Here is a 22,315-nt window from a genome sequence, read left to right as displayed (position 1 = left end):
CGGGAGGAACGGTTAGTTCTTGCAGTAGAGGTCGTAGAGCGTGGTGCCCTCGTCGGCCTCGGAGATCGCGGCGACGCGCTCCTCGATACCGGGGATGGCCGCGGCCTGCTCCTGGGTGACGGCGCACGGCTGCACGCTCACGGCCGCGTCATCGCCGGAGTCCTTGACGGCGGGCGGGTCGCCGGCGGCGATGGCATCCGCGATCTCGAACGCGTAGGCCGCGTACCCCTCGAGGAAGTACATGACGCTGCCGGCGAGGTTCGGGTCGACGTTGTCGCCCGTGATCAGGCCGCCGTCCTGACCCCAGCCCATGATGTGCGCGTCGCGACCGAGCTGCGTCGCCGCCTGCAGGGCGCCGACGACCGCCTGGTCGTTGAGTCCGACGACGAGGATGTTCTCGGCATCCGGGTGCGCGGCGAAGACGCCGGGCGCGTTCTGCAGCGAGGTGGTGAGGTTGCCGTCGGCCTCGTACGCGACGTATGCGTCTTCGGGGATGTCGGGGCAGACCTCGCCGACGGCGGTCGCGGCGTTGCCGGTGCGCCAGGTGTCGATCTGTCCGGCCGCGGTGCCCTGTGCCGAGATCACGAGGTCGACATCGCAGTCCCACTCGCTCTTGGCGAGCTCGCCGAGAGCCGTACCGCCCTCGGTGCCTGCCGCGGCGTTGTCGATGCCGACGAAGTACCAGCCCTCCTGGGCGATGTCGAACGTGATGACGGGGATGTCGGCATCCTTGTACTTCTTCGCGATGACGGGGTTCGCCTCGGGGCGGCCGTTGAACATCATCACGGCGTCGACGCCCTGCTGCACGAAGAGGTCGGCGTTCTTGACGGCCGTGGCCTCGTCGCCGTCGTTGCTGAGTTCGACGTACTTCCAGCCGCGCTGCTCGGCCAGGGCCTGGGCGACGTCGCCCTGGTAGTCCTGCCAATCGGCGTCGGCCTGGCCGCCGACGGCGAACCCGAGGGTGAAGGTGTCGTCGCCGCCTGCGGAGCCGCCCGCGGGCTGATCGGCGCAACCGACCATCGAGATTCCGGCGACGAGTGCCACGCCGGCGCCGAGAAGGCGCAGGGCGGTGCGGGGTGAGTGATGCGTCATTGCAGTGCTCCTCTTGAGTGGGTGTGTTCGGGTGGTGCGGTGTTCGGGTGGTGAAGTCTGGTCGTCGTCAGCTGACGAGGGTCTCGGTGTCTTCCGGGGTGGGGACGTCTGCCGGGATCGCCCCGGTGATCAGGCCGACGATGTCCTGCGCGGTGACGTCGGCGATGTCGCGCACGGCGACCGAGCGGCCGAGGCGCATCACCGTCACGCGGTCGGCCACCGTGTGCAGCTGCTGCATGTTGTGGCTGACGAGGATTACGCTCACGCCGTGCTCGCGCAGGCGGCCGATCAGGTCGAGCACCTGCTGCGATTCACGCACGCCCAGGGCGGCGGTGGGTTCGTCGAGGATCACGATGCTGCGGCCCCAGAGCAGTGCGCGGGCGATCGCGAGGCACTGGCGCTGTCCGCCCGACATGCCCTTGACCGACACGTTGACCGACTGGATGCCGACGCCGAGCTCGGCGAGCACCTCGCGAGACCTGGCGCGCATGCCGCGGTCGTTCACGATGTTCAGCGCCTTGAGGAACGGGTTGGTCGAGAGCTCTTCACGACCGAGGTACACGTTCTGCACGGCCGACATCGTGTCGACGAGCGCGAGATCCTGATACACCGTCTCGATCCCGGCGGCGAGGGCGTCGGTCGGGCGGCGGAAGTCCACGGGCGCGCCCTCGACCTCGATCGTGCCGCCGTCGGGGATCACGGCTCCGGAGAGCACCTTCAGCAGCGTCGACTTGCCGGCTCCGTTGTCGCCGACGAGGCCCATGACCTCTCCGCGGCGCAGGGTGAGGGAAGCGTCGGCGAGGGCCGTGACCGCGCCGTAGCGGCGCGAGATGTTGCGAGCGTGGAGAACCAGGTCCTGGTCAGCAGCGAGTGCCATGATCAACCTCATTGTCGAAGGGCTGGAACGTCGACTTTAAACGTTTCAGGTGTTTAAAACGTTTCAGACTCTACAACCGGATCTTCGGATCGGGCAAGGACTTTTCTCGCCGGGACATGTTCGAATCGCGCACCTGACCCGATATGGCCCCCGAATCGGGCCATTCGTGCGACCCGAAAGGGGATATACAAGGACGCCCTAGTAAATCTCAGGATGCCGAAGTACCATTCTCATAGTGCCAACGACGGCACGAAGGGACATCGCACAATGACTCGTACCATTCCCCATTTCGTAGGCGGATCGCATCTCACCCCCGAGGGCGGCCGCTTCGCCGACGTGTTCGATCCGAGCACCGGATCCGTGCAGGCGCGGGTTCCGCTCGCCTCGGCGGAAGAGGTGGGCCGCGTGATCGCGAACGCCGAGGCCGCGCAGATCGAGTGGGCGGCGACCAACCCGCAGAAGCGCGCTCGGGTGCTGCTGCGGTTCCTCGATCTGGTGCAGCGCGAGATGACCTCTCTCGCCGAGCTCCTCGCGAGCGAGCACGGCAAGACGGTCGACGACGCGAAGGGCGACATCCAGCGAGGCCTCGAGGTCATCGAGTTCGCAGCCGGCGCGCCGCACCTGCTGAAGGGCGAGTACTCGACGGGCGCCGGCGCGGGCATCGACGTCTACTCGATGCGGCAGCCGCTCGGAGTCGTCGCCGCGATCACCCCGTTCAACTTCCCCGCGATGATCCCGCTCTGGAAGGCGGGCCCTGCTCTCGCGGCGGGCAACGCCGTGGTGCTCAAGCCCAGTGAGCGCGACCCCTCCGTCCCCGTGCGCATCGCCGAGCTGTTCCTCGAGGCGGGCCTCCCCGCCGGCGTCCTCAACGTCGTGCACGGCGACAAAGAGGCGGTCGATGCGCTGCTGAGAGACGACCGCATCCGGGCGGTCGGCTTCGTCGGATCGACCCCGATCGCCGAGTACATCTACTCGACGGCGGCCGCGCACGGCAAGCGGGCGCAGTGCTTCGGCGGTGCCAAGAACCACATGATCGTGATGCCCGACGCCGACCTCGACCAGGCCGTCGACGCGCTGATCGGCTCGGGCTACGGCTCGGCGGGCGAGCGCTGCATGGCGATCTCGGTCGCGGTGCCGGTCGGACAGGAGACCGCGGATGCTCTCGCCGCCAGGCTCACCGAACGGGTGGCGCAGCTGCGCATCGGCCCCTCGCTCGCGGCCGACGTCGACTACGGTCCCCTCGTCACCCGCGCGGCCGTGGAGCGCGTCGAGGGCTACATCCAGCAGGGCGTCGACGAGGGGGCGACGCTGCTCGCCGACGGCCGAGGCTTCTCGGTGCCGGGGCACGAGCAGGGCTTCTATCTCGGACCGACGCTGTTCGACCACGTCACGACCGACATGGCGATCTACCGCGAGGAGATCTTCGGCCCCGTGCTCGTGATCGCGCGCGCCGCCGACTACGAAGAGGCGCTGCGCATGGCATCCGAGCACGAGTACGGCAACGGCGTCGCGATCTTCACGCGCGACGGCGACGCCGCCCGCGACTTCGCCGCCCGGGTCGAGGTCGGCATGGTCGGTGTCAATGTGCCGATTCCCGTGCCGATCGCCTATTACACGTTCGGCGGCTGGAAGCGCAGCGGATTCGGAGACCTCAACCAGCACGGCGCAGACGCGTTCCGCTTCTACACGAAGACCAAGACCGTCACGAGCCGCTGGCCGTCCGCGGGGATCCGCGAGGGCGCCAGCTTCGTCATCCCGACCATGCACTGATCCGCCGCAACCTCCCACAAGGAACCACGATGACCATGACCACCGTCACCACCACCGCTGAAGAGCGCGAGGCCATCCTCGACGCCGTCCGCGAGTTCGCCGACACCGAGCTCGCTCCGTTCGCCACCGAGCGCGACGAGAAGCACATCTTCCCCCGGGAGTCGCTCGGCAAGGCCGGGGAACTGGGCCTCGGCGGCATCTACGTGCGCGAGGAGTTCGGAGGCTCGGGCCTCAGCCGCACCGACACGGTCGCGATCTTCGAGGAGCTCGCCAAGGGCGACCCCGCGGTCGCCGCCTACATCTCGATCCACAACATGGTCGTCTGGATGATCGACACCTATGGTGACGACGCGCAGCGCAGCGAATGGCTGCCGAAGCTCACCGCGATGCAGGAGTTCGGCGGGTACTGCCTGACGGAGCCGGGCGTCGGATCGGATGCCGCGAACGTCGCCACGAGTGCGGTGCGCGACGGAGACGACTACCTGCTCACGGGCGTGAAGCAGTTCATCTCGGGCGCCGGCGAGGCCGCGGTCTACGTGGTGATGGCGCGCACCGGCGAGCCGGGTGCCCGCGGCATCAGCGCCTTCCTCGTGCCGGGAGACGCCGAGGGGCTCAGCTTCGGCGCCCCCGAGAAGAAGATGGGCTGGCACGCCCAGCCCACCCGTCAGGTGATCCTCGACGGCGTCCGCGTCCCGGCATCCGGCATGCTCGGCGACGAGGGCCGCGGCTTCGCGATCGCGATGTCGGCGCTCAACGGCGGTCGCCTCAACATCGCCGCCTGTTCGCTCGGCGGCGCCCAGTGGGCACTCGACCGTGCCGTGCAGTACGTGCACGAGCGCGTGGCGTTCGGCGAGCCGCTGGCCGAGAAGCAGTCGATCCTCTTCGCGATCGCCGACATGCGCACCGACCTGCAGGCCGCGCGTCTCATGGTCCGCGACGGGGCGCTGGCGGTCGACGAGCATGCCCCCGATGCCACGATGCGCTGCGCGATGGCCAAGCGCTTCGCGACGGATGCCGGCTTCGACGTCGCCAACCGCGCGCTGCAGCTGCACGGCGGCTACGGATATCTGCAGGACTACGGCATCGAGCGGGTCGTCCGTGACCTTCGTGTGCACCAGATCCTCGAGGGCACCAACGAGATCATGCGCCTGATCGTCGGTCGAGAGATGCTGCGACCGGCAGGCTCGGCGTCCCTCCAGCGGGGCGGCGGAGACCGGATGCGGAGTGCATCATGACCGAGGCGTCGAAGGCCCGCATCGCGTTCCTCGGCCTCGGCCACATGGGCCTGCCCATGGCGAAGAACCTGGTCGCGGCGGGGCACGAGGTGCACGGGTTCGACCTGGTGCCGGCTGCGGTCGAGGCGGCGCAGGCCGCCGGCATCCCGGTCGCAGCGAGCGGGGCGGATGCCGTCGCCGACGCCGACGTCGTCATCACGATGTTCCCCGCGGGCAGGCACGTGATCGACGCGTACCGCACCGAGCTGCTCGCCGCCGCGCGGCCCGACACACTGTTCATCGAGTCGTCGACGATCGCCGTCGACGAGGCCCGCGCGGCCCACGCCCTCGCCCTCGCCGCGGGGCACCGCAACATCGATGCTCCGGTCTCGGGCGGAGTCGTCGGCGCCGAGAACGGCACGCTCGCCTTCATGGTCGGCGGTTCCGACGAGGACTTCGCCGCAGCTCTCCCCGTACTCGAGATCATGGGAAAGCGGATCGTGCACTGCGGCGGCCCCGGCCTCGGGCAGGCGGCGAAGGTCTGCAACAACATGGTGCTGGCCGTCTCGCAGATCGCCGTCGCCGAGGCGTTCGTGCTCGGAGAGCGGCTCGGGCTCGAGCATCAGGCGCTGTTCGACGTCGTGTCGCAGGCGTCCGGTCAGTGCTGGTCGATCACGACGAACTGCCCGGTGCCGGGACTGGTGCCGACGAGCCCCGCGAACCGCGACTACCAGCCCGGATTCGCCGGTGCCCTCATGGCGAAGGACCTGGGTCTCGCGCTGCAGGCGATCGAACAGACCTCGACCGACGCGAAGATGGGGCGTCTCGCCCAGCAGCTCTACGCCGCGTTCGCCTCGGGCGACGGCGCGAACAGGGACTTCTCGGGCATCATCACCGACATCCGCGACGACGCCGTGTGATTCGCCCACGACATACTGAGATGACCACGACGAGAGGGCTTCACGATGACCGAGTACGAGACGATCCTGGTCGAGCAGCGCGGACGCGTCGGGTGGATCACCCTGAACCGACCGCAGGCGTTGAACGCCCTGAACAGTCAGCTCGCCGAAGAGGTCACCGCTGCGGCCGTGGCCTTCGATCTCGACGACGGTGTCGGTGCGATCGTCGTCACCGGTTCCGAGAAGGCGTTCGCCGCCGGTGCCGACATCAAGGAGATGGAAGGCATGTCGGCGGCCGAGATGCTCGAGACCGATCACTTCGGCGTCTGGCACGAGTTCGCGGCAGTGCGCACTCCTGTGATCGCCGCCGTCTCGGGCTTCGCACTCGGGGGAGGATGCGAGCTCGCGATGATGTGCGACATCATCCTCGCCGCCGACACCGCGAAGTTCGGTCAACCGGAGATCAACCTCGGTGTCATCCCGGGCATGGGCGGCACGCAGCGTCTGATCCGTGCGGTCGGCTACTACAAGGCAGCCGAGCTCGTGCTGTCCGGTCGGTTCATGGGAGCAGAAGAGGCGGAGCGCTCGGGACTCGTGTCGCGCGTCGTTCCGGCATCCGATCTGCTCGATGAAGCATCGACCCTCGCCGAGACGATCGCCTCGAAGTCACTGCCGTCGGTGTTCGCGGCCAAAGCCGCTCTCGACGCCGCGATGGAGACGACCCTCGCCGACGGGCTCGCGCACGAGAAGAAGGCGTTCGCTGCCCTGTTCGACACCGAAGACCAGAAGGAGGGCATGTCGGCCTTCCGGGAGAAGCGTGCGCCTGACTTCCAGAACCGCTGAGCTCCGCGAGAGCAGAGCGGTTTCGTGGTTCACAACTCAGCATGGATGGGGCCGGATCGGCCCGCCGGTGCCGATCCGGCATGCCCGACAGCGGTTGATGCTGAGTTGTGAACGAGCGGCGGGCGGTTCAGCCTCGCAGCGCTTCGACGATCTTCTCGACGCGGCGGTCACGGGTCGCGTCCTGCTTGGCCTCGGCGACCGTGCGGGCGTGCTCCTTGCGCACCGAGTACGACAGGGCGTCGAAGGCGGAACGCAGCGCGGGGTCGGCGGCGAGCGCCGTCGCGAGCGCGGGCGGGATCTCGACCTCGCGCTCGGCGGTGTCCACCCGGATGACCGCGTCGACCTCCTGGTCGATCTCGACCCCCAGATCGGCCCGCACGGCCTTGCTGAAGCCGATCATGTTCTGCCCGCCCATACGGGCGAGGCGCAGGCGGGCCGTGCGTCCGTCGATCGTGACGACGACGGGGAAGGCCTTGCCGGCACCGAACGAGGCGACCTGCTCGTCGGTGAGGATGAGGGCTGCAGCGGGCCCCCGACCTTCGAGGGCGGTGTGCAGGCGCAGTTCGCTCATGCGGGCAGTGTACGCCCGCGCCCCTCAGCCTCGACCGCCAGCTGGTCGTTGCGCTCCTCGATCAGCCGGCGCATGTACGCGCCGAGCACGACGCGGTCGACCAGCCGGCCGAGCGGACCGAACGGCGAGTGGAATCGGATCGTGTCGCGCATCAGCGTGCCCTGCGCATGCTCCTCGAACACGTGCTCGTGCCAGAAGGAGCCGAAGGGGCCCGAGATCTGCCGGTCGCGGAACCCGCGCGGTGGGTCGACGTCGTACACGACCGACCGCAGACGGAACGGGATGCCGAAGTGCCGCGCCCTCCACGTCACGGTCGACCCTTCGCTGAACACGCCGCCCGCCGGGGCCTCGACCATCGTCTCGCCGTACCGTGCCATCGACCGCAGGTGCAGCCCGGGGTCGAGGGCGATCGCGAAGACGTGGGCGGGAGCAGCCGAGATCACGCGCTCGAGGACGAACTCGACCATGTCAGAGGGCGTCCGGCTGCGGCTTCGGGTCGCTGAAGTCGCCGGCGGCCTTGCGCATGCGGGCCACGATCGCGACGAGCTCGGCGGCGTCGGCCTTGCTGATGCCCGGGTCGGCGAAGACGTCGTCGTTCAATGCGACGGTCGCACGGTCGACGAGGTGGCGACCGGCCTCGGTGAGCGCGAGCAGGGCTGCGCGTCCGTCGTGCGGGTGGGGTTCGCGCACGATCAGCCCGTCGCGCACGAGCCGCTCGGCGGTGCTCGTGACGGTCGTCGCGTGCACCTGGAGTCGCGCGACGACGCTCGACAGCGGCAGGCGGCCCGAGCGGCTGAACGCCAGCAGGCGCAGCATCTCGTAGCGCGCGAAGCTGAGCGAGAACGGCTTGAGCGCGGCATCCACCCTGGCGAGCAGCAGCTGCTGGGCCCGCATCACCGAGGTGACGACCGTCATCCCGTCGGCGGCATCCGTCCACCCGTGCGCGAGCCATTGCCGCTTCGCCTCGGCGAGCGGATCCACGGGCAGAGGGCGGGGTCGGACCACGGTTCTACGGTAGGGCATCCGCTCGCACGAGCGGGGAGGCGGTGCGGGACGGCCACCTGGTTCTCAGTCGCTGCTCGGATGGGACTCAGTATCAACGCGCTAGAATCGACGCAGTCGTGAGGAGCAATCGATGAAGATCTTCGTCCTGGTCAAAGAGGTCCCGGACACCTATGGCGATCGCAAGCTGGATCTCGAGACCGGACTCGCCGACCGCGGCGCCGGCGATGTGGTTCTCGATGAGATCACCGAGCGGGCCCTCGAGGTCGCTCTGAGCCACGCCGACAAGACCGAGGGCACCGAGGTGGTCGCGCTCGCGATGGCCCCCGCCGGCTCGACGGCATCGGTGCGCCGGGCGCTCGCGATCGGAGCCGGCTCCGCCGTGCACATCGCCGACGAGCAGCTCGCCGGAGCCGATCTCGGACTGACGGCCGAGGTTCTCGCCGCGGCGATCCGCCGCGCCGAGCCCGACCTCGTCATCACCGGCAATCTGTCGACCGACGGCTCGGGCGGCGTCATGGCCGCCATGCTCGCCGAGCACCTCGGCTGGGCACAGGCGACCGCGCTCACGAGCGTCGAGATCACGCCGGAGGGCATCTCGGGCACCCGAGGGGCGGATGCCGGAGCGCAGCCGGTCTCGGCATCCCTCCCCGCCGTCATCTCGATCACGGAGGCGCTGCCGGATGCGCGCTTCCCGAACTTCAAGGGCATCATGGCGGCGAAGAAGAAGCCGCTCGAGGTCCTGACCCTCGACGACCTCGGTGTCTCTGCCGACCCGGCTGCGGCTCCCCGCACGATCATGACGTCGGTCGCCGAGAAGCCGCCGCGCGCGGCGGGTGTGAAGATCGTCGATGAGGGCGATGCCGCCGAGAAGCTGGTGGAGTACCTCGTGCAGAACAGGCTGGTGTGACATGACCTACCCCGAGAACCCGATCCTCGTCCTGGTCGACCTCGACCCTGCCGGAAACCCCGCCAGCAGCACCGCCGCCCTGATCGGCGCGGCGTCGACCATCGGCGCGCCGGTCGCGCTGGTCGTCGGCGGGTCCGCGGAGGCCGCCGCGAAGGTCGCCGAGGCCGGAGCCTCCGTCGTGCTCACGGCCGACGCCGATGCGACGATCCTCACGGTGCCGATCGTCGATGCGCTTCAGGCCGCTTTCGAGCAGGTCCGCCCGGATGCCGTGCTGATCTCGAACTCCATCTCCGGTCGCGACGTCGCCGGCCGTCTCGCGGTGCGCGCGAAGCTCGCGCTGTCGGTCGACGCCGTCGGCGTCTCGCGCGATGACGAGGGCGTCGTCGCTCACCACTCGGTCTACGGCGGCGCATACCTCGTCGATTCCGCGCCCACCTATGGTGCCGCGGTCATCACGGTGCGTCAGGGCGCCGTCGACGCGCGCGCAGAGGCCGTGGCCTCGCCGACCGTCGAAGCACTGAGCGTCGCGGCATCCGGTGCCGCGGGAGCGACCGTCGGTGCGGTCGAAGCCGTCGAGGCCACCTCGTCGCGCCCCGAGCTGCGCGGAGCGACCCGGGTGGTGTCGGGCGGACGAGGTCTCGCCTCCAAAGAGAAGTTCGTGCTCGTCGAGGAGCTGGCGGATGCTCTCGGCGCCGCCGTCGGCGCATCGCGCGCCGCGGTCGACGCCGGCTACATCCCGCAGTCCCACCAGGTCGGGCAGACGGGTGTCTCGGTGTCGCCGCAGCTCTACATCGCACTCGGAATCTCGGGGGCGATCCAGCACCGGGCCGGCATGCAGACCGCGAAGAACATCGTGGCGATCAACAAGGACGGCGAGGCGCCGATCTTCGACGTCGCCGACTTCGGCATCGTGGGAGACCTGTTCACGGTCGTCCCGCAGGTGATCGCGGCCCTCGAGGCGCGGAAGAAGTAGACATGGCGACGCGGAAGCTGAGGCGCGGGCTGCCGCGTGTGCACGGTGGTGAGCCGTGGCCCCCCGGGGTCGCGATCGATGGCGCGGAGAGCGGCGCGTCGCCTTCGCCCGACGCCCCGGCGGGTGCCGATCCGGTCGTCGGGCACGCGAGCATCGAGTCCCCGGCCGCTCAGTCCCCGGTCGCTCAGTCCCCGGTCGCTCAGTCCCCGGTCGCTCAGTCCCCGGCCGCTCAGTCCCCGGTCTTCGAGTCTCCGGACATCACATCTCCGGCCATCGAGTCCTCGGCCGTCGAGAGCACAGTGCAGCGAGAAGACGACACGGCTCCCGCGGCGACCGGCGCATCGCTCCGCCGTGGCCTGCCCCGCGTCCGCGGCGGTGAGGCGTGGCCTCCCGCAGGCACTGCGACGGGCGCTGCCGCTGTGGCAGCGATGACACACAGCATGGCTCCGCCCTCGTCCAAGGCTCTGGCCGATTCGGGGCCGGTCGTCGAGCACGAGTCGTCCCCGTCGGCGTCAGCCTCCTCGATCGGCGAGGCCGCGGCTGCCACCTCTGTGGCTGCTGCCACCGAGGTCGCCGCCGTCGCGCAGGCGGCGTCACCCGCGCTCGGGTCGACCGGATCCGTGCGCCGCGGCCTGCCGCGAGTCGCGGGCGGAGATCCGTGGCCGCCGGCCGGTACCGTCCCGGTGATCGCCGTGGCAACGGACGCTTCCGAGTCCGCCGCTGCCGATGCCCTCGCAACCGGCCCCGCTGCGCCTGCACCCTCCGCCGATGTCACCCGCGCGCCCGCTGCCTCCACAGCTGTGGCCCCGGCATCCGCATCCTTCGCTCTCGGTGATCCCTCGATCCCGCTGCCTGCCCCGCGCACGGTGTGGAACGGCAGTGCGCCTCGGCGCATCACCGCGGCCGCTCCGGCATCCGCTCGTCCTCGTCCTCCGTGGACGCAGGCGATCGCCGGACTGCTCGGGGCTGCGGCCCTCGGCGTCCTGGCCGCGGCAGCCGTGGCGTTCGTGCGGGCGCTGCTGAGCTTCCCGTTCATGCAGGACTTCCTCGCGGCGTTCCCCGGCGAGTACACGCCCGCCATCGCGGTCGAGCCCGGCTTCGCGCCGTGGGTCAACTGGGCGCACTTCTTCAACGTGTTCCTGATGGTGCTGATCATCCGGTCGGGACTCCGCATCCGCAACGAGAAGCGCCCGACCGCATTCTGGACCCCTCGGGGCGACCCCAAGGGCAAGGTCAGTCTGACGATCTGGTTCCACCAGGCGCTCGACATCCTGTGGCTCGTGAACGGCGTGATCTTCGTGGTGCTGCTGTTCGTGACCGGGCACTGGGTGCGCATCGTGCCGACGAGCTGGGAGGTCATTCCCAACGCGCTCTCGGCCGCGCTGCAGTACGTCTCGTTCGACTGGCCGACCGAGCACGGCTGGGTGAACTACAACAGCCTGCAGCAGCTCGCCTACTTCGTGACCGTGTTCATCGCGGCACCGCTCGCGGCCGCGACCGGCTTCCGCATGTCGGGCATGTGGCCGAAGAAGGCCGAGCGTCTGTCGAGGGCGTACCCGATCGAGTGGGCCCGCGCGCTGCACTTCCCGGTCATGATCTACTTCGTGGTGTTCATCATCGGGCATGTCGCCCTGGTGTTCCTCACCGGATTCCTGCGCAACCTCAACCACATGTACGCCTCGTCGGATGCCGTCGGCTGGACAGGATTCTGGGTGTTCGTGGCATCCGTCGTGGTCATCGCCCTCGGCTGGGTGGCGGCGCGTCCGCTCGTGATCGCGCCGATCGCCAAGCTCTTCGGCACCGTATCGGGCCGCTGACCCGTTCGCGATTCAGCACAGATCTCTCCCGGCCCCAGCGAAACGGCCCCCTGCCTGAGGCAGGGGGCCGTTCATGCGGAATCGTGAACACGAGGTTCACGAGGCGCCGGGCTCAGCGGACGAAGCGGACCTCGGTCAGCGTCTCGCCGAGGAACGGCTCGGTGTGGCTGGCGCCGTCGAGCGCGAAACCGTTGCGCGTATAGAAGCGGTGGGCGCGGGGGTTGTCGTCCGCGACCCAGAGGTAGAGGGACTCGTCCTTCTCGACCGCGGCGTCGAACAGCTTCTGGCCGATGCCGGTCGAGTGGTACGCATCGAGCAGGTAGATGAAGTACAGCTCGCGGAACGCGGGTGCATCCTTGTCGCGCGCGGGTCCGGAGCCGACGAAGCCGACGATCTCTCCGTCGACGAGGGCGGCGCGCATCGTGAACTCGGGGCCCTGAGAGGCCCAGTGCGTCCACAGCTCGGCCATGCGCCGAGGCGAGACCTTCTCGAGCGCGGCCTTGCTGATCAGGTGGTCGTAGGTCTCGTGCCAGCACTGCGCGTGCACGCGACCCAGGGCTTCCGCATCCACATCACGGACCGGACGGACGATGACTTCGGGCTGGGCTTCGGCGCTCATATCGCGACTCTACGCGCGGCCTCCGCGATCAGGAAATCGAGCGGAAGCGTTCCCACAGCGCCGATATGTCGATGGAGGGTTCGCACAACGATGTTCGCGATCCGTTCGTCGATGGCTACGATCAGTCCTCGTGAACGTGATCTGGCGCACTCTCCTCGTTATCCTCTCCGCCCGCCGCCGAGTGCGCCGAGGCAAGACGCTCGACGCCGCCTCCGTCAGCAGCATCAGACTGACGACGCTCCCCACCGACATCGACATCCTGCGCCACATGAACAACGGCCGATACCTGTCGCTGTTCGACCTCGGCCGCTGGGACCTGCTGATCCGCACGGGACTGTTCGACGCGATGAACGAGCACGGCTGGTACGCCGTGGTGTCGAGCGAGACCGTGACCTTCCGCAAGTCCCTGCAGCTCTGGCAGCGGTTCGAGGTGCAGTCCCGGTTCATCGGACACGACGACAAGGCCGTGTTCCTCGAGCACCGTGCCGTCGTCGGCGGCGAGATCTACGCACGGGTGATCGTGCGCTCGCGGATGCTGCGCCGCACCGGCGGCACGGTGAGCAACGAAGAGCTGTTCGCCGCCGTCGGCAAGCCGGAGGGCGTGCCCGAGATCGACCCGTGGGTGCACGACTGGGCCGCGGCATCCGCTCTTCCTCCCGTGCGCAGCTCCGCGCCGAGCGTGTGGAGCTGAGGCCGTGAACGATCCCTGGGGTCTCGAGACGCGCACGCCGGGGGCGACCCTGCTGGTCGGATGCGGCAAGCTCGGCGTGCGGCTCGGGCAGCGTCTGCAGGCGCAGGGTGCGCCCGTCACTGCCATGCGCCGCCATGCGGGCGACCTGCCGTTCCCGACCATCGAGGCCGATCTGTCACAGCCGCTCGACCGCGCATTGCCTGACTTCGACTCCGTCGTGATCACGCTGCCGCCGAGCACCGAGGGCGACTCGATCTATCCGCCGGCGCTCCGCGGGCTCGCGGATGCACTGCCGGCGATGCCGTCGCGTGTCGTCTTCGTGTCGTCGACCCGGGTGTTCGAGGGGCGCCCCGGTGAGACCCCGCTGACCGAGCGCGATACTCCTGCCGTGTCGAGCGAGCGCGGCGGCGACCTGCTCGAGGGGGAGCACCTGGCGATGGAGCTGTTCGGTGCGCGCATCGTGCGCCCCGCCGGCATCTACGGACCCGGGCGCGACTTCCTGATCCGCCGGGTGCTCGAGGGGGCGCCGATCGATCACACCCGTCGCACGAACCGCATCCACGAGACCGATCTCGTGCGCCTGCTGGAGGCCATGCTGCGGGCCGACTCGGCACCGCCGCTGATCCACGCGGTCGACACCGAGCCGGTGCTGCTCGGAGACGTGGCCGCGCACATCTCCGGTCGTCTCGGGGTCGCGGTGCCGCCGCACGTCGATCCGGAGGTCGGCGGGGGGACGGTTCTCGATGGACATCTGCTGCGGGAGTTCCTCGGTGAGCTGGAGTATCCGACCTTCCGCACGGGGTACGACGAGATGATCGCCGCGCGCTGAGCGCCCGTCGCTCAAGGCCGGGCCCGCCTCTCAGTCCTAGGCTGAGAGCATGGCCGACCCGACGCCCTCCACGGATCCCGAATCCGCCTCTCTCGCGGATCGTGCCGTCGAGCTCGCCCGCCGCTGGGTGATCGAGGCCGCAGCCGCCGACGTCGACCCGGCAGCCGAGCGGCTGGCCGGTGTGCTGCAGGATGTCAACGGTCTGCCGTTCACGCTGGGTTTCGTCGACGGCGTCATGCGCCCCGAGAGCCTGGGGGCCGCGGCATCCCAGCTGCACCGCATCGCGCCGATCGTCCCCGACTTCCTGCCCTGGTACCTGCGCTCTGCCGTCCGCCTCGGTGGCGGGGTCGCGCAGATCCTGCCGAGCCCCGTGGTCCCCATCGCGCGCCGAGTGCTGCGCGACATGGTCGGCCACCTGGTCGTCGATGCCCGCCCCGCCAAGCTCGGACCGGCCATCGCCGAGATCCGCGAATCCGGTGCGCGACTCAACCTCAACCTGCTCGGTGAGGCAGTGCTCGGCGAAGCCGAGGCGAAGCGGCGGCTCGACGGCATCCACGATCTGATCCGTCGACCCGACGTCGACTACGTCTCGGTCAAGGTGTCGGCCATCATCAGTCACATCTCCATGTGGGCGTTCGACGAGGTCGTCGATGCCGTGGTCGAGCGGCTGCTGCCGCTGTACCTCACCGCAGCCTCCGACCGCACCTTCATCAACCTCGACATGGAGGAGTACCGCGACCTCGACCTGACGATCGCGGTGTTCACGCGAATCCTCGAGGATCCGCGGCTGCAGGGCCTCGAGGCCGGCATAGTGCTGCAGGCCTACCTGCCAGACGCCCTTCCCGCGCTGCAGGAGCTCACCGCCTGGGCGCGGGAGCGCGTCGACCACGGCGGCGCCCCGATCAAGGTGCGTCTCGTCAAGGGCGCCAACCTCGCGATGGAACGCGTGGAGGCGCATATGCACGGGTGGGAGCAGGCGACCTACGACAGCAAGCTCGACACCGACGCGAACTACCTGCGCTGCCTCGACTGGGCGCTGCGCCCCGAGAACATCGCGGCGGTGCACCTGGGCATCGCGGGGCACAACCTGTTCGGCATCGCGTACGCGTGGCTGCTGGCGGGCGAGCGCGGTCTGCACGGACTCTCGGCGGCGGGCGGGGGAGCAGGACAACCGCCGATCGAGTTCGAGATGCTGCTCGGCATGGCGCAGGGGCAGGTGCAGGCCGTCTCTCGCGAGGTCGGCGAGGTGCTGCTCTACGTGCCCGTCGTGAAGCCCGACGAGTTCGATGTGGCGATCAGCTATCTGGTGCGTCGGCTCGAAGAGAACGCATCGAACGACAACTTCCTCTCTGCCGCGTTCCGGCTCGGCGACGAGGAGCCGCTGTTCGTGCGTGAGCGCGACCGCTTCCTCGATGCGCTCGACCGCTCGACGTCGCCGACTCTGCAGATCGGCGCGCTCCGCACCCAGGATCGTCAAGCCCCGGTGCACGAATCGGTGCGCCCGGCCCCCGTGGCCGTCGCTCCCGACGAGGAGCTGACGAAGGCCGTTCTCGGCATCTCGCGAGGGTCGGATGACTCGGGCGGGCCGTTCCTCGAGACCGCGGTCTACGCCCCGCGCGAGATGGACGAGGGAGCCGGCGGCGCCCCCGGCTTCACCAACACCCCCGACAGCGACCCGTCGCTTGCGGTCAACCGCGAGTGGGCGCGCGAGATCCATGCGCGGATCGCTGATTCGACCCTGGGAGCCGCCACGATCGGGGCCGCCCGCATCGACGACACGGCTGTGCTCGAGAGCACGATCGCCGGAGTGCGGGATGCCGGCGCGCAGTGGGGCGCGCGCCCTGCCGCGGAGCGCGCCGAGGTGCTGCTCCGGGCCGCAGCCGCACTCGAAGGTCGACGCGGAGAACTCATCGAGGTCGCCGCCGCTGAGACGGGCAAGGTCTTCGCCGAGGCGGATGTCGAGGTGAGTGAGGCCGTCGACTTCGCCCGCTACTACGCCGCCAAGGCGCGGGAGCTGGATGCCGTCGCCGGTGCCGCGTTCGAACCGGCGCGCGTGACCGTCGTCACGCCGCCGTGGAACTTCCCCCTCGCGATCCCCGCCGGGGGAGTGCTCGCCGCGCTCGCCGCAGGCTCCGGCGTCGTCTTCAAGCCCGCCCCTCAGTCCCGGCGGTGCGCCGCCGTGATCGCCGAGACGCTGTGGGAGGTCGGCGTGCCGCGCGATGTGCTCGCGCTCGTCGACATCGAGGAGGGCGACCTCGGCCGGGCTCTGATCGCACACGAGTCGGTCGACCGCGTCATCCTCACAGGCTCCTGGGAGACTGCCGCGCTCTTCCGCTCGTGGCGGCCCGACCTTCCGCTGCTCGCCGAGACCAGCGGCAAGAACGCGATGATCATCACCGCATCCGCGGACCTCGACCTGGCCGTCGCCGACCTGGTGCGCAGCGCGTTCGGGCATGCGGGGCAGAAGTGCTCGGCCGCGTCCTTGGCGATTCTCGTCGGGCCGGTCGGTCGCTCTAAGCGCTTCGCCCGTCAGCTCGCCGACGCCACGCGCTCGCTGCACGTCGGCTGGCCCACCGACCCGCTCGCCGAAGTCGGACCCGTGATCGAGCGGCCGCAGGGCAAGCTCGCCTGGGCGCTCACCGAGCTCGAGGGCGAGGAGCAGTGGCTCATCGAACCCGCGGTGTCGGCCGGCGATCCGAGCGGACGGCTGTGGCGGCCCGGCATCCGCGTTGGAGTGCAGCCGGGGTCGCGCTTCCACACCGAGGAGTTCTTCGGGCCGGTGCTCGGGATCATGCACGCGCCGACGCTCGAGAGCGCGATCGAGATGCAGAACGCCGTCGCCTACGGGCTGACCGCGGGGCTGCACACGCAGGATCCGGACGAGCTCGAGCTGTGGCTCGACCGCGTGCAGGCCGGAAACCTCTACGTGAACCGCGGTATCACCGGTGCGATCGTGCAGCGCCAGCCGTTCGGCGGCTGGAAGCGCTCATCGGTCGGCCCGGGCACCAAAGCCGGCGGACCGAACTATCTGATCGGGCTCGGCTCCTGGCGTTCGAGCGGATCCGGTCCCGTGTCGAGCACGCTGCACCTGCGCGGCCTCGACTCCCGCATCACCGAGCTGATCGAGTCGGCGCAGCCCTCGCTCGACTACGAGGCGTTCGAATGGCTGCGTCGCTCGGCGCTGTCGGACGCGCTCGCGTGGGACCGAGAGTTCGGTCAGGTGCGCGACGTCTCGCGCCTCGGCGTCGAACGCAACCTCTTCCGCTATCGTCCTGTGCCCGTCGCGATCAGGGCGACTGCAGATGCCGGATGGCAGGAGCTGCTGCGCGTCGTCGTCGCCGCGGTGCGCGCCGGCGCCGGCTTCGTGCTGTCGACGCCCGTCGGGCTGCCGTCCGAGGTGCGCCGCGCGCTCGGCACCCTCGGGGCGGTCGTCTACATGGAGACCGACGACGAGTGGATCGAGAGGATGCGACGGCGCGAAGACGCCTCGGGCGACCTGTTCGCGTCATCGGATGACGCTCTTCGGCCGAGCCGGGTGCGGCTCGTCGGCTCGCGTGACGCGGTCGCGGCGCTGCATCGGGCACTCGCCGTGGCGGTCGACGGCGATCCCGACCTCGCGGTGTACGACGGCGAGGTCACCTCGGCCGGACGCATCGAGCTGCTGCCTTTCGTGCACGAGCAGGCGATCGCGATCACCGCCCACCGCTACGGCAACCCCGACGACTGGAGCGCCGCGGTCATCTGAGCCTTGCGCAGCATCGCTCACGATGTAAAGAATTCTTGACACGACGGATGCCGCGGGCATACTCTCATGTCAAGAATCTTTTACATGGGAGGCATCATGGCTTACGAAGAGCGCAACGCCTGGTCAGGCCTGCTCGTCGGTGCGGTCGTGATCACCGCGTACGTCGTCGTCGTGCTGCAGCAGGCCGCCGGACGACCGGTGACAGAGGTCGACTGGCTCCCGCTGATGCTCTGGACGATCGGGCTCGGCATCGTGGCCACGATCACGATCAGCATCGTCTGGGGGATCATCGCCGGCGCGAAGGATCCTGACGGAGTCGGCAAGTCCGACGTGCGCGACCGAGACATCAGCCGCATGGGCAGCCGCGTCGAGCAGGCCTTCGTCGTGATCGCGGGGCTCGGCGTGATCGCCCTGTGCGCGGTGGATGCCGACGTCTTCTGGATCGCCAACACGATGTTCGCAGGCTTCGCCGTCTCCGCCATGGTCGGCAGCATCGCTCGAGTCGTCGCCTACCGCCGGGGGCTGGTCTGATGGTCAAGCCCACCCTCGTCTCCAATCGCATCCGCGCTCATCGCGAGGGGGCCGGTCTCACTCAGGCCGAGCTCGCGCGCAGCATCGGCGTGACCCGGCAGACGCTCATCGCGATCGAGCAGGAGAAGTACTCCCCGTCGCTCGAGCTCGCTTTCCAGATCGCCCGCGCGTTCGGCGTCGGGCTCGACGATCTGTTCCACTACCCCGAACCTTCGACGAAGGATGCCTGAGATGACCGAGACGATGCCCGCCTGGGCGCGCGCGACCTACGGCTCCGCCGACGGGTTCCGGCTCGAGCGGATCCCGATGCCCGTGCCGCGCCGCGGCGAGGTGGTGCTGCGCGTCGAGGCGACGTCGCTCAACGCGGGGGACGTGCGGCTGATGCTCGGCGATCCGCTGCTGGTGCGCCCGGTCTTCGGTCTCACGCGCCCCAAGTACCCGGTGCGAGGAATGGAGGTCGCCGGCACCGTGGTCGCCGTCGGTCCGAACGCGATCGGTGCCGAGCTCGGAGAGCGGGTCGTCGGCGAGCTCGTCGGCGGCGGCGGACTCGCATCCCACGTCGCGGTGCCCGCCGATCGTCTCGTGCCGATCCCTCCCGATGTCACCTCCGTGACCGCGGCCTGTCTGCCGGTCGCCGCGGGCACGGCGTGGCAGGCGCTGGATCGAGCCGGCATCGGCATCCACTCCGAGGCCCGGATCGAGCGGCATCGCTCGGAGCACGCTGTCCCGAGGGTGCTCGTCATCGGCGCCTCCGGGGGAGTCGGCACGTTCGCGGTGCAGCTCGCGGCGCTGCGGGGGGCGGAGGTCTGGGCGACGTGCGGGGAGCGCAACTCCCGGCTCGTCGAGCACCTCGGCGCCGTGCGCACGCTCGACCACCGTCACTCGCCCCTGTCTGCACTGCCCGCCGGCCATTTCGACGCGGTGATCGACATCGCCGGGGGAACCGGATTGCGCGAGCTGCAGCGTCTGGTCGTCGCCGGTGGAGCGGTTGTGCTCGTCACAGGAGACGGCGGGCACGTTCTGGGGCCCATTCCACGGATGCTCAAGGCGGCGTTCCTGTCGATCGGATCGACCCGTCGCATCCGCCCGCTTGCGGCGACGCCGCGCACCGAGGTCCTCGCGAAGCTGCTGGAGCTGACCGCCGAGGGGCGGATCACGCCGGTGATCCAGCGCGAGTACGGCTTCGACCGTGCCTCTTCCGCCCTCGCCCACCTCGAAGCCGGGCACGCGGTCGGCAAGGTCGTCGTCCACGGCGCATGATCGGCGGCGTCGCGCTCTGGCGGCGTCGCGCTCTGGCGGCGTCGCGCTCTGGCGGCGTCCAGGGGGCGGGTGACAGAATGGATGCTGGCGTGCCCGAGTCGCATCTTCCCTGGGCGCCGGCTCTCACCGAGCGGCGCGGGTCGAAGGACCGCCGGGCCCCTGGACAGCGTCCGCCGCATCCGTTCGAGGAGCCCCATGTCTGTCGAAACCACTGCGACGTCGTCCGAGACCGCCACTCCGGTGCGCACCGCCCACCACCGTCACTACCTGATGTGCAAGCCGTCGCACTTCACGGTGAACTACTCGATCAACCCGTGGATGGAGCCGGCGAAGCCGACCGACACTGCACGGGCCGTCGAGCAGTGGCAGAAGCTGCACGACCTGTACCTCGAACTCGGTCATGAGGTCGAGCTGATCGAACCGCTCGCCGGATACCCCGACATGGTCTACACGGCCAACGGCGGGTTCCTGATCGACGGCCGCGCCTATGTGCCGAAGTTCCGCTTCGTCGAGCGTCAGGGTGAGGCCCCGGCCTTCGCCGACTGGTTCCGCGGCGCCGGCTACGACACGGTGATCCCCGAAGAGGTCAACGAGGGCGAGGGCGACTTCCTGCTCGTGGGAGATGTGATCCTCGCCGGCACCGGCTTCCGCTCGACGGGTGACAGCCACCGCGAGGTCGGCGAGGTCTTCGGCCGCGAGGTCGTATCGCTCAACCTCGTCGACCCGCGCTTCTACCACCTCGACACCGCCATCGCGGTGCTCGATCCGGTGCAGGGCATCGAGAACGGCGGCCCCGAGCGCGCGAACATCGCGTACCTCCCCGGCGCGTTCGACGACGCGAGCCGAGCGATCCTCGAGGAGCGCTTCCCCGACGCGATCCTCGTGTCGGATGAAGACGGCTCGGTGTTCGGACTCAACTCGGCGAGCGACGGCTACAACGTGGTCATCTCGCCTCGCGCCAAGGGCTTCGAGGCGCAGCTGCGCGAGCGCGGCTACAACCCGATCATGATCGACCTGTCCGAGCTGCTGCTCGGCGGCGGCGGGATCAAGTGCTGCACCCTCGAACTGCGCGGTGAGGTATGACCGCCGTCGAGCCGGGCGTCGAGGTCGCGGCCGAGCCGCACGTCGCCCACAACTACCACCCGCTGCCGGTCAACATCGCGCGCGCTGACGGTGCCTGGGTGACGGATGTCGAGGGCAAGCGCTACCTCGACCTTCTCGCCGCCTACTCTGCGGTCAACTTTGGGCACCGGCATCCGGCTCTCGTGGCGGCCCTCACCGAGCAGCTCGGTCGGGTCACGCTCACGAGTCGCGCCTTCATGAGCGATCGACTCGAACCGTTCGCCGCGGCGCTCGCCTCGCTCGCGGGCAAAGACATGGTGCTGCCGATGAACACGGGAGCCGAGGCGGTCGAGACCGGCATCAAGGTCGCTCGCGCGTGGGGATACCGCGTCAAGGGCATCGCCGAGGGCAAGGCGCGCATCATCGTCGCCGCCGGGAACTTCCACGGACGCACCACCACGATCGTCAGCTTCAGCGACGACCCCGAGGCGCGCGCAGACTTCGGTCCGTACACCCCCGGCTTCGACGTTGTCCCCTACGGAGATGCGGATGCCGTCGCCGCCGCGATCACCGATGACACCGCCGCCGTGCTGATCGAGCCCATCCAGGGCGAGGGCGGAGTGGTGATCCCGCCCGAGGGATACCTGCGCCGCATCCGCGAGATCTGCGACGAGAGGAACGTGCTGTTCATCGCCGACGAGATCCAGTCGGGTCTCGGCCGCGTCGGTGAGACGTTCGCGTGCGACCGTGAGGGTGTCGTGCCCGACCTGTACCTGCTGGGCAAGGCGCTCGGCGGCGGGATCCTTCCCGTCTCCGCAGTGGTGGGGAACACCGATGTGCTCGGTGTCATCCGGCCCGGCGAGCATGGATCGACGTTCGGGGGAAACCCGCTGGCCGCCGCCGTCGGTCTGCGCGTCGTCGAGATGCTCGAGTCGGGGGAGTTCCAGGAGCGTGCTCGTGCGCTGGGTGCTCATCTGGCCGCCGGCCTCGAACCCCTGATCGGTCACGGTGTCACCGAGGTGCGCATCGCCGGCCTCTGGGCCGGAGTCGACATCGACCCCGCCAAGGGCACCGGGCGCGAGATCGCCGAGAAGCTCTTGGTCCGTGGAGTGCTCGTCAAGGACACCCACGGCCAGACCATCCGCATCGCTCCGCCGCTGGTCATCCGGGCGACGGAACTCGACTGGGCAGTCGAGCAGCTGAAGCTGGTTCTCGGGGTCTGACCCCCTGTCCGCCGGGCGACACGCCCGGCGGACAGTCCGGATTTGCCGGAACCCCGGAACCCACGTAACTTATTACTTGTTCGCCCCACAGGGAAGCGGAGAGGCCGAGAGCCTTACCCCCCTCAAGCGGAGAACCACCTCCACTCGATCAGCTCCTCGGAGCAGATCGCAGACATACTTCTGTCTGACCTGGAGCTTCCACTTCGGAGAAACGGTCGATTTGACAGCGACTCCGCAACGGATAAGCTAGTGAAGTTGCCTCGGCGGCCTTGAGCCCCGAGCTGCAGATCTGGTTCTGAGCCTCACGGCGTGTCGATTTGACAGGCCGAAAGGCACAGATAAGATAGAGAAGTTGCCCTTCGGGCCTGGTTGTGATGACTGGGTCGT

The 22,315-nt window shown here is 69.4% G+C and carries 21 protein-coding genes; 15 read left to right on the top strand and 6 right to left on the bottom strand.

Annotation, left to right across the window (positions count from 1 at the left end; all coding sequences use genetic code 11):
- Positions 1–12: 12 nt before the first annotated feature.
- Both MRBLWH13_RS13795 and MRBLWH13_RS13790 read right to left on the bottom strand, forming a co-directional pair.
- Positions 13–1,092 (bottom strand): substrate-binding domain-containing protein, encoded by a 1,080-nt coding sequence (locus tag MRBLWH13_RS13795; RefSeq protein WP_341955520.1) that lies wholly within the window; start codon positions 1,090–1,092, stop codon positions 13–15.
- A 67-nt stretch (positions 1,093–1,159) separates the two neighbouring features.
- A complete protein-coding gene (locus tag MRBLWH13_RS13790) occupies positions 1,160–1,969 on the bottom strand; it encodes an ATP-binding cassette domain-containing protein (RefSeq protein WP_210095985.1) in 810 nt (269 codons plus the stop codon).
- Positions 1,970–2,236: 267 nt separating this feature from the next.
- Here MRBLWH13_RS13790 and MRBLWH13_RS13785 point away from each other — a divergent pair, with 267 nt between their 5' ends.
- Genes MRBLWH13_RS13785 through MRBLWH13_RS13770 form a run of 4 tightly spaced genes read left to right on the top strand, consistent with a single transcriptional unit; the run spans position 2,237 to position 6,695 of the window.
- On the top strand, positions 2,237–3,739 hold the full coding sequence (locus MRBLWH13_RS13785; RefSeq protein WP_341955519.1) for a CoA-acylating methylmalonate-semialdehyde dehydrogenase: 1,503 nt from the start codon (positions 2,237–2,239) through the stop codon (positions 3,737–3,739).
- Between the two features lie 29 nt (positions 3,740–3,768).
- Positions 3,769–4,974 (top strand): acyl-CoA dehydrogenase family protein, encoded by a 1,206-nt coding sequence (locus MRBLWH13_RS13780; RefSeq protein ID WP_341955518.1) that lies wholly within the window; start codon positions 3,769–3,771, stop codon positions 4,972–4,974.
- On the top strand, positions 4,971–5,873 hold the full coding sequence (mmsB, locus tag MRBLWH13_RS13775) for a 3-hydroxyisobutyrate dehydrogenase (protein WP_341955517.1): 903 nt from the start codon (positions 4,971–4,973) through the stop codon (positions 5,871–5,873). Before MRBLWH13_RS13780 ends, mmsB begins: the two co-directional genes overlap by 4 nt.
- Before the next feature lie 45 nt (positions 5,874–5,918).
- Positions 5,919–6,695: an enoyl-CoA hydratase gene (locus tag MRBLWH13_RS13770; protein ID WP_341955516.1), complete on the top strand. Its 777-nt coding sequence runs from the start codon at positions 5,919–5,921 to the stop codon at positions 6,693–6,695.
- A 127-nt stretch (positions 6,696–6,822) separates the two neighbouring features.
- Here the strand turns inward: MRBLWH13_RS13770 and MRBLWH13_RS13765 are convergent, their stop codons facing one another.
- From MRBLWH13_RS13765 to MRBLWH13_RS13755, 3 genes are read right to left on the bottom strand one after another with little or no spacing between them, the layout of a single operon-like run.
- Positions 6,823–7,266, bottom strand: a complete 444-nt coding sequence (locus tag MRBLWH13_RS13765; protein WP_341955515.1) for a YdeI/OmpD-associated family protein — start codon at positions 7,264–7,266, stop codon at positions 6,823–6,825.
- Complete coding sequence (locus tag MRBLWH13_RS13760; protein WP_341955514.1) at positions 7,263–7,733, bottom strand: SRPBCC family protein; 471 nt, start codon at positions 7,731–7,733, stop codon at positions 7,263–7,265. The genes MRBLWH13_RS13765 and MRBLWH13_RS13760 overlap by 4 nt, the downstream gene beginning before the upstream one ends.
- 1 nt (position 7,734) lies before the next feature.
- Positions 7,735–8,271, bottom strand: coding sequence for a MarR family transcriptional regulator (locus MRBLWH13_RS13755; RefSeq protein ID WP_341955513.1), 537 nt, complete (start codon positions 8,269–8,271; stop codon positions 7,735–7,737).
- Between the two features lie 130 nt (positions 8,272–8,401).
- On the opposite strand from MRBLWH13_RS13755, the gene MRBLWH13_RS13750 reads away from it, so the two are divergent.
- Genes MRBLWH13_RS13750 through MRBLWH13_RS13740 form a run of 3 tightly spaced genes read left to right on the top strand, consistent with a single transcriptional unit; the run spans position 8,402 to position 11,968 of the window.
- A complete protein-coding gene (locus MRBLWH13_RS13750) occupies positions 8,402–9,178 on the top strand; it encodes an electron transfer flavoprotein subunit beta/FixA family protein (RefSeq protein ID WP_341955512.1) in 777 nt (258 codons plus the stop codon).
- A gap of 1 nt (position 9,179) precedes the next feature.
- A complete protein-coding gene (locus MRBLWH13_RS13745) occupies positions 9,180–10,151 on the top strand; it encodes an electron transfer flavoprotein subunit alpha/FixB family protein (RefSeq protein WP_341955511.1) in 972 nt (323 codons plus the stop codon).
- A 2-nt stretch (positions 10,152–10,153) separates the two neighbouring features.
- On the top strand, positions 10,154–11,968 hold the full coding sequence (locus MRBLWH13_RS13740; RefSeq protein ID WP_341955510.1) for a cytochrome b/b6 domain-containing protein: 1,815 nt from the start codon (positions 10,154–10,156) through the stop codon (positions 11,966–11,968).
- 112 nt (positions 11,969–12,080) lie between these two features.
- On the opposite strand, the gene MRBLWH13_RS13735 is transcribed toward MRBLWH13_RS13740, so the two are convergent.
- Entirely contained in the window at positions 12,081–12,587 is a 507-nt protein-coding gene (locus MRBLWH13_RS13735; RefSeq protein ID WP_056512657.1) for a GNAT family N-acetyltransferase, read from the bottom strand.
- 130 nt (positions 12,588–12,717) lie between these two features.
- Between MRBLWH13_RS13735 and MRBLWH13_RS13730 the strand changes: the two genes are divergently transcribed.
- The 8 genes from MRBLWH13_RS13730 (at position 12,718) to rocD (ending at position 21,928) form a co-directional block, all read left to right on the top strand.
- Positions 12,718–13,278 carry an acyl-CoA thioesterase gene (locus tag MRBLWH13_RS13730; protein ID WP_341955509.1) on the top strand — a complete coding sequence of 187 codons (561 nt, stop codon included), beginning with the start codon at positions 12,718–12,720 and terminating at the stop codon, positions 13,276–13,278.
- Positions 13,279–13,282: 4 nt separating this feature from the next.
- On the top strand, positions 13,283–14,107 hold the full coding sequence (locus MRBLWH13_RS13725; RefSeq protein ID WP_341955508.1) for an SDR family NAD(P)-dependent oxidoreductase: 825 nt from the start codon (positions 13,283–13,285) through the stop codon (positions 14,105–14,107).
- Between the two features lie 49 nt (positions 14,108–14,156).
- A complete protein-coding gene (locus MRBLWH13_RS13720; protein ID WP_341955507.1) occupies positions 14,157–17,852 on the top strand; it encodes a proline dehydrogenase family protein in 3,696 nt (1,231 codons plus the stop codon).
- A 96-nt stretch (positions 17,853–17,948) separates the two neighbouring features.
- Positions 17,949–18,383, top strand: coding sequence for a hypothetical protein (locus MRBLWH13_RS13715; protein ID WP_341955506.1), 435 nt, complete (start codon positions 17,949–17,951; stop codon positions 18,381–18,383).
- Positions 18,383–18,613, top strand: coding sequence for a helix-turn-helix transcriptional regulator (locus MRBLWH13_RS13710; protein WP_056313994.1), 231 nt, complete (start codon positions 18,383–18,385; stop codon positions 18,611–18,613). Before MRBLWH13_RS13715 ends, MRBLWH13_RS13710 begins: the two co-directional genes overlap by 1 nt.
- 1 nt (position 18,614) lies before the next feature.
- Entirely contained in the window at positions 18,615–19,643 is a 1,029-nt protein-coding gene (locus MRBLWH13_RS13705; protein WP_341955505.1) for an NAD(P)-dependent alcohol dehydrogenase, read from the top strand.
- A 195-nt stretch (positions 19,644–19,838) separates the two neighbouring features.
- Entirely contained in the window at positions 19,839–20,726 is an 888-nt protein-coding gene (ddaH, locus tag MRBLWH13_RS13700; RefSeq protein ID WP_341955504.1) for a dimethylargininase, read from the top strand.
- Positions 20,723–21,928: an ornithine--oxo-acid transaminase gene (gene rocD / locus MRBLWH13_RS13695; protein ID WP_341955503.1), complete on the top strand. Its 1,206-nt coding sequence runs from the start codon at positions 20,723–20,725 to the stop codon at positions 21,926–21,928. Before ddaH ends, rocD begins: the two co-directional genes overlap by 4 nt.
- Positions 21,929–22,315 lie beyond the last annotated feature (387 nt).

The sequence above is a fragment of the Microbacterium sp. LWH13-1.2 genome, from assembly GCF_038397735.1.
In the GTDB taxonomy this organism is placed as follows: Bacteria; Actinomycetota; Actinomycetes; order Actinomycetales; family Microbacteriaceae; genus Microbacterium.
Note: the sequence above shows the minus strand (reverse complement) of the source record. Positions and strands in the feature narration are given on the sequence as shown.

Bases quoted from the DNA above. Each gene is read 5' to 3' on its own strand.
- MRBLWH13_RS13795 (WP_341955520.1), bottom strand. From the start codon at position 1,092: ATGACGCATCACTCACCCCGCACCGCCCTGCGCCTTCTCGGCGCCGGC.
- MRBLWH13_RS13790 (WP_210095985.1), bottom strand. From the start codon at position 1,969: ATGGCACTCGCTGCTGACCAGGACCTGGTTCTCCACGCTCGCAACATC.
- MRBLWH13_RS13785 (WP_341955519.1), top strand. From the start codon at position 2,237: ATGACTCGTACCATTCCCCATTTCGTAGGCGGATCGCATCTCACCCCC.
- MRBLWH13_RS13780 (WP_341955518.1), top strand. From the start codon at position 3,769: ATGACCATGACCACCGTCACCACCACCGCTGAAGAGCGCGAGGCCATC.
- mmsB (WP_341955517.1), top strand. From the start codon at position 4,971: ATGACCGAGGCGTCGAAGGCCCGCATCGCGTTCCTCGGCCTCGGCCAC.
- MRBLWH13_RS13770 (WP_341955516.1), top strand. From the start codon at position 5,919: ATGACCGAGTACGAGACGATCCTGGTCGAGCAGCGCGGACGCGTCGGG.
- MRBLWH13_RS13765 (WP_341955515.1), bottom strand. From the start codon at position 7,266: ATGAGCGAACTGCGCCTGCACACCGCCCTCGAAGGTCGGGGGCCCGCT.
- MRBLWH13_RS13760 (WP_341955514.1), bottom strand. From the start codon at position 7,733: ATGGTCGAGTTCGTCCTCGAGCGCGTGATCTCGGCTGCTCCCGCCCAC.
- MRBLWH13_RS13750 (WP_341955512.1), top strand. From the start codon at position 8,402: ATGAAGATCTTCGTCCTGGTCAAAGAGGTCCCGGACACCTATGGCGAT.
- MRBLWH13_RS13745 (WP_341955511.1), top strand. From the start codon at position 9,180: ATGACCTACCCCGAGAACCCGATCCTCGTCCTGGTCGACCTCGACCCT.
- MRBLWH13_RS13740 (WP_341955510.1), top strand. From the start codon at position 10,154: ATGGCGACGCGGAAGCTGAGGCGCGGGCTGCCGCGTGTGCACGGTGGT.
- MRBLWH13_RS13735 (WP_056512657.1), bottom strand. From the start codon at position 12,587: ATGAGCGCCGAAGCCCAGCCCGAAGTCATCGTCCGTCCGGTCCGTGAT.
- MRBLWH13_RS13720 (WP_341955507.1), top strand. From the start codon at position 14,157: ATGGCCGACCCGACGCCCTCCACGGATCCCGAATCCGCCTCTCTCGCG.
- MRBLWH13_RS13715 (WP_341955506.1), top strand. From the start codon at position 17,949: ATGGCTTACGAAGAGCGCAACGCCTGGTCAGGCCTGCTCGTCGGTGCG.
- MRBLWH13_RS13710 (WP_056313994.1), top strand. From the start codon at position 18,383: ATGGTCAAGCCCACCCTCGTCTCCAATCGCATCCGCGCTCATCGCGAG.
- MRBLWH13_RS13705 (WP_341955505.1), top strand. From the start codon at position 18,615: ATGACCGAGACGATGCCCGCCTGGGCGCGCGCGACCTACGGCTCCGCC.
- ddaH (WP_341955504.1), top strand. From the start codon at position 19,839: ATGTCTGTCGAAACCACTGCGACGTCGTCCGAGACCGCCACTCCGGTG.
- rocD (WP_341955503.1), top strand. From the start codon at position 20,723: ATGACCGCCGTCGAGCCGGGCGTCGAGGTCGCGGCCGAGCCGCACGTC.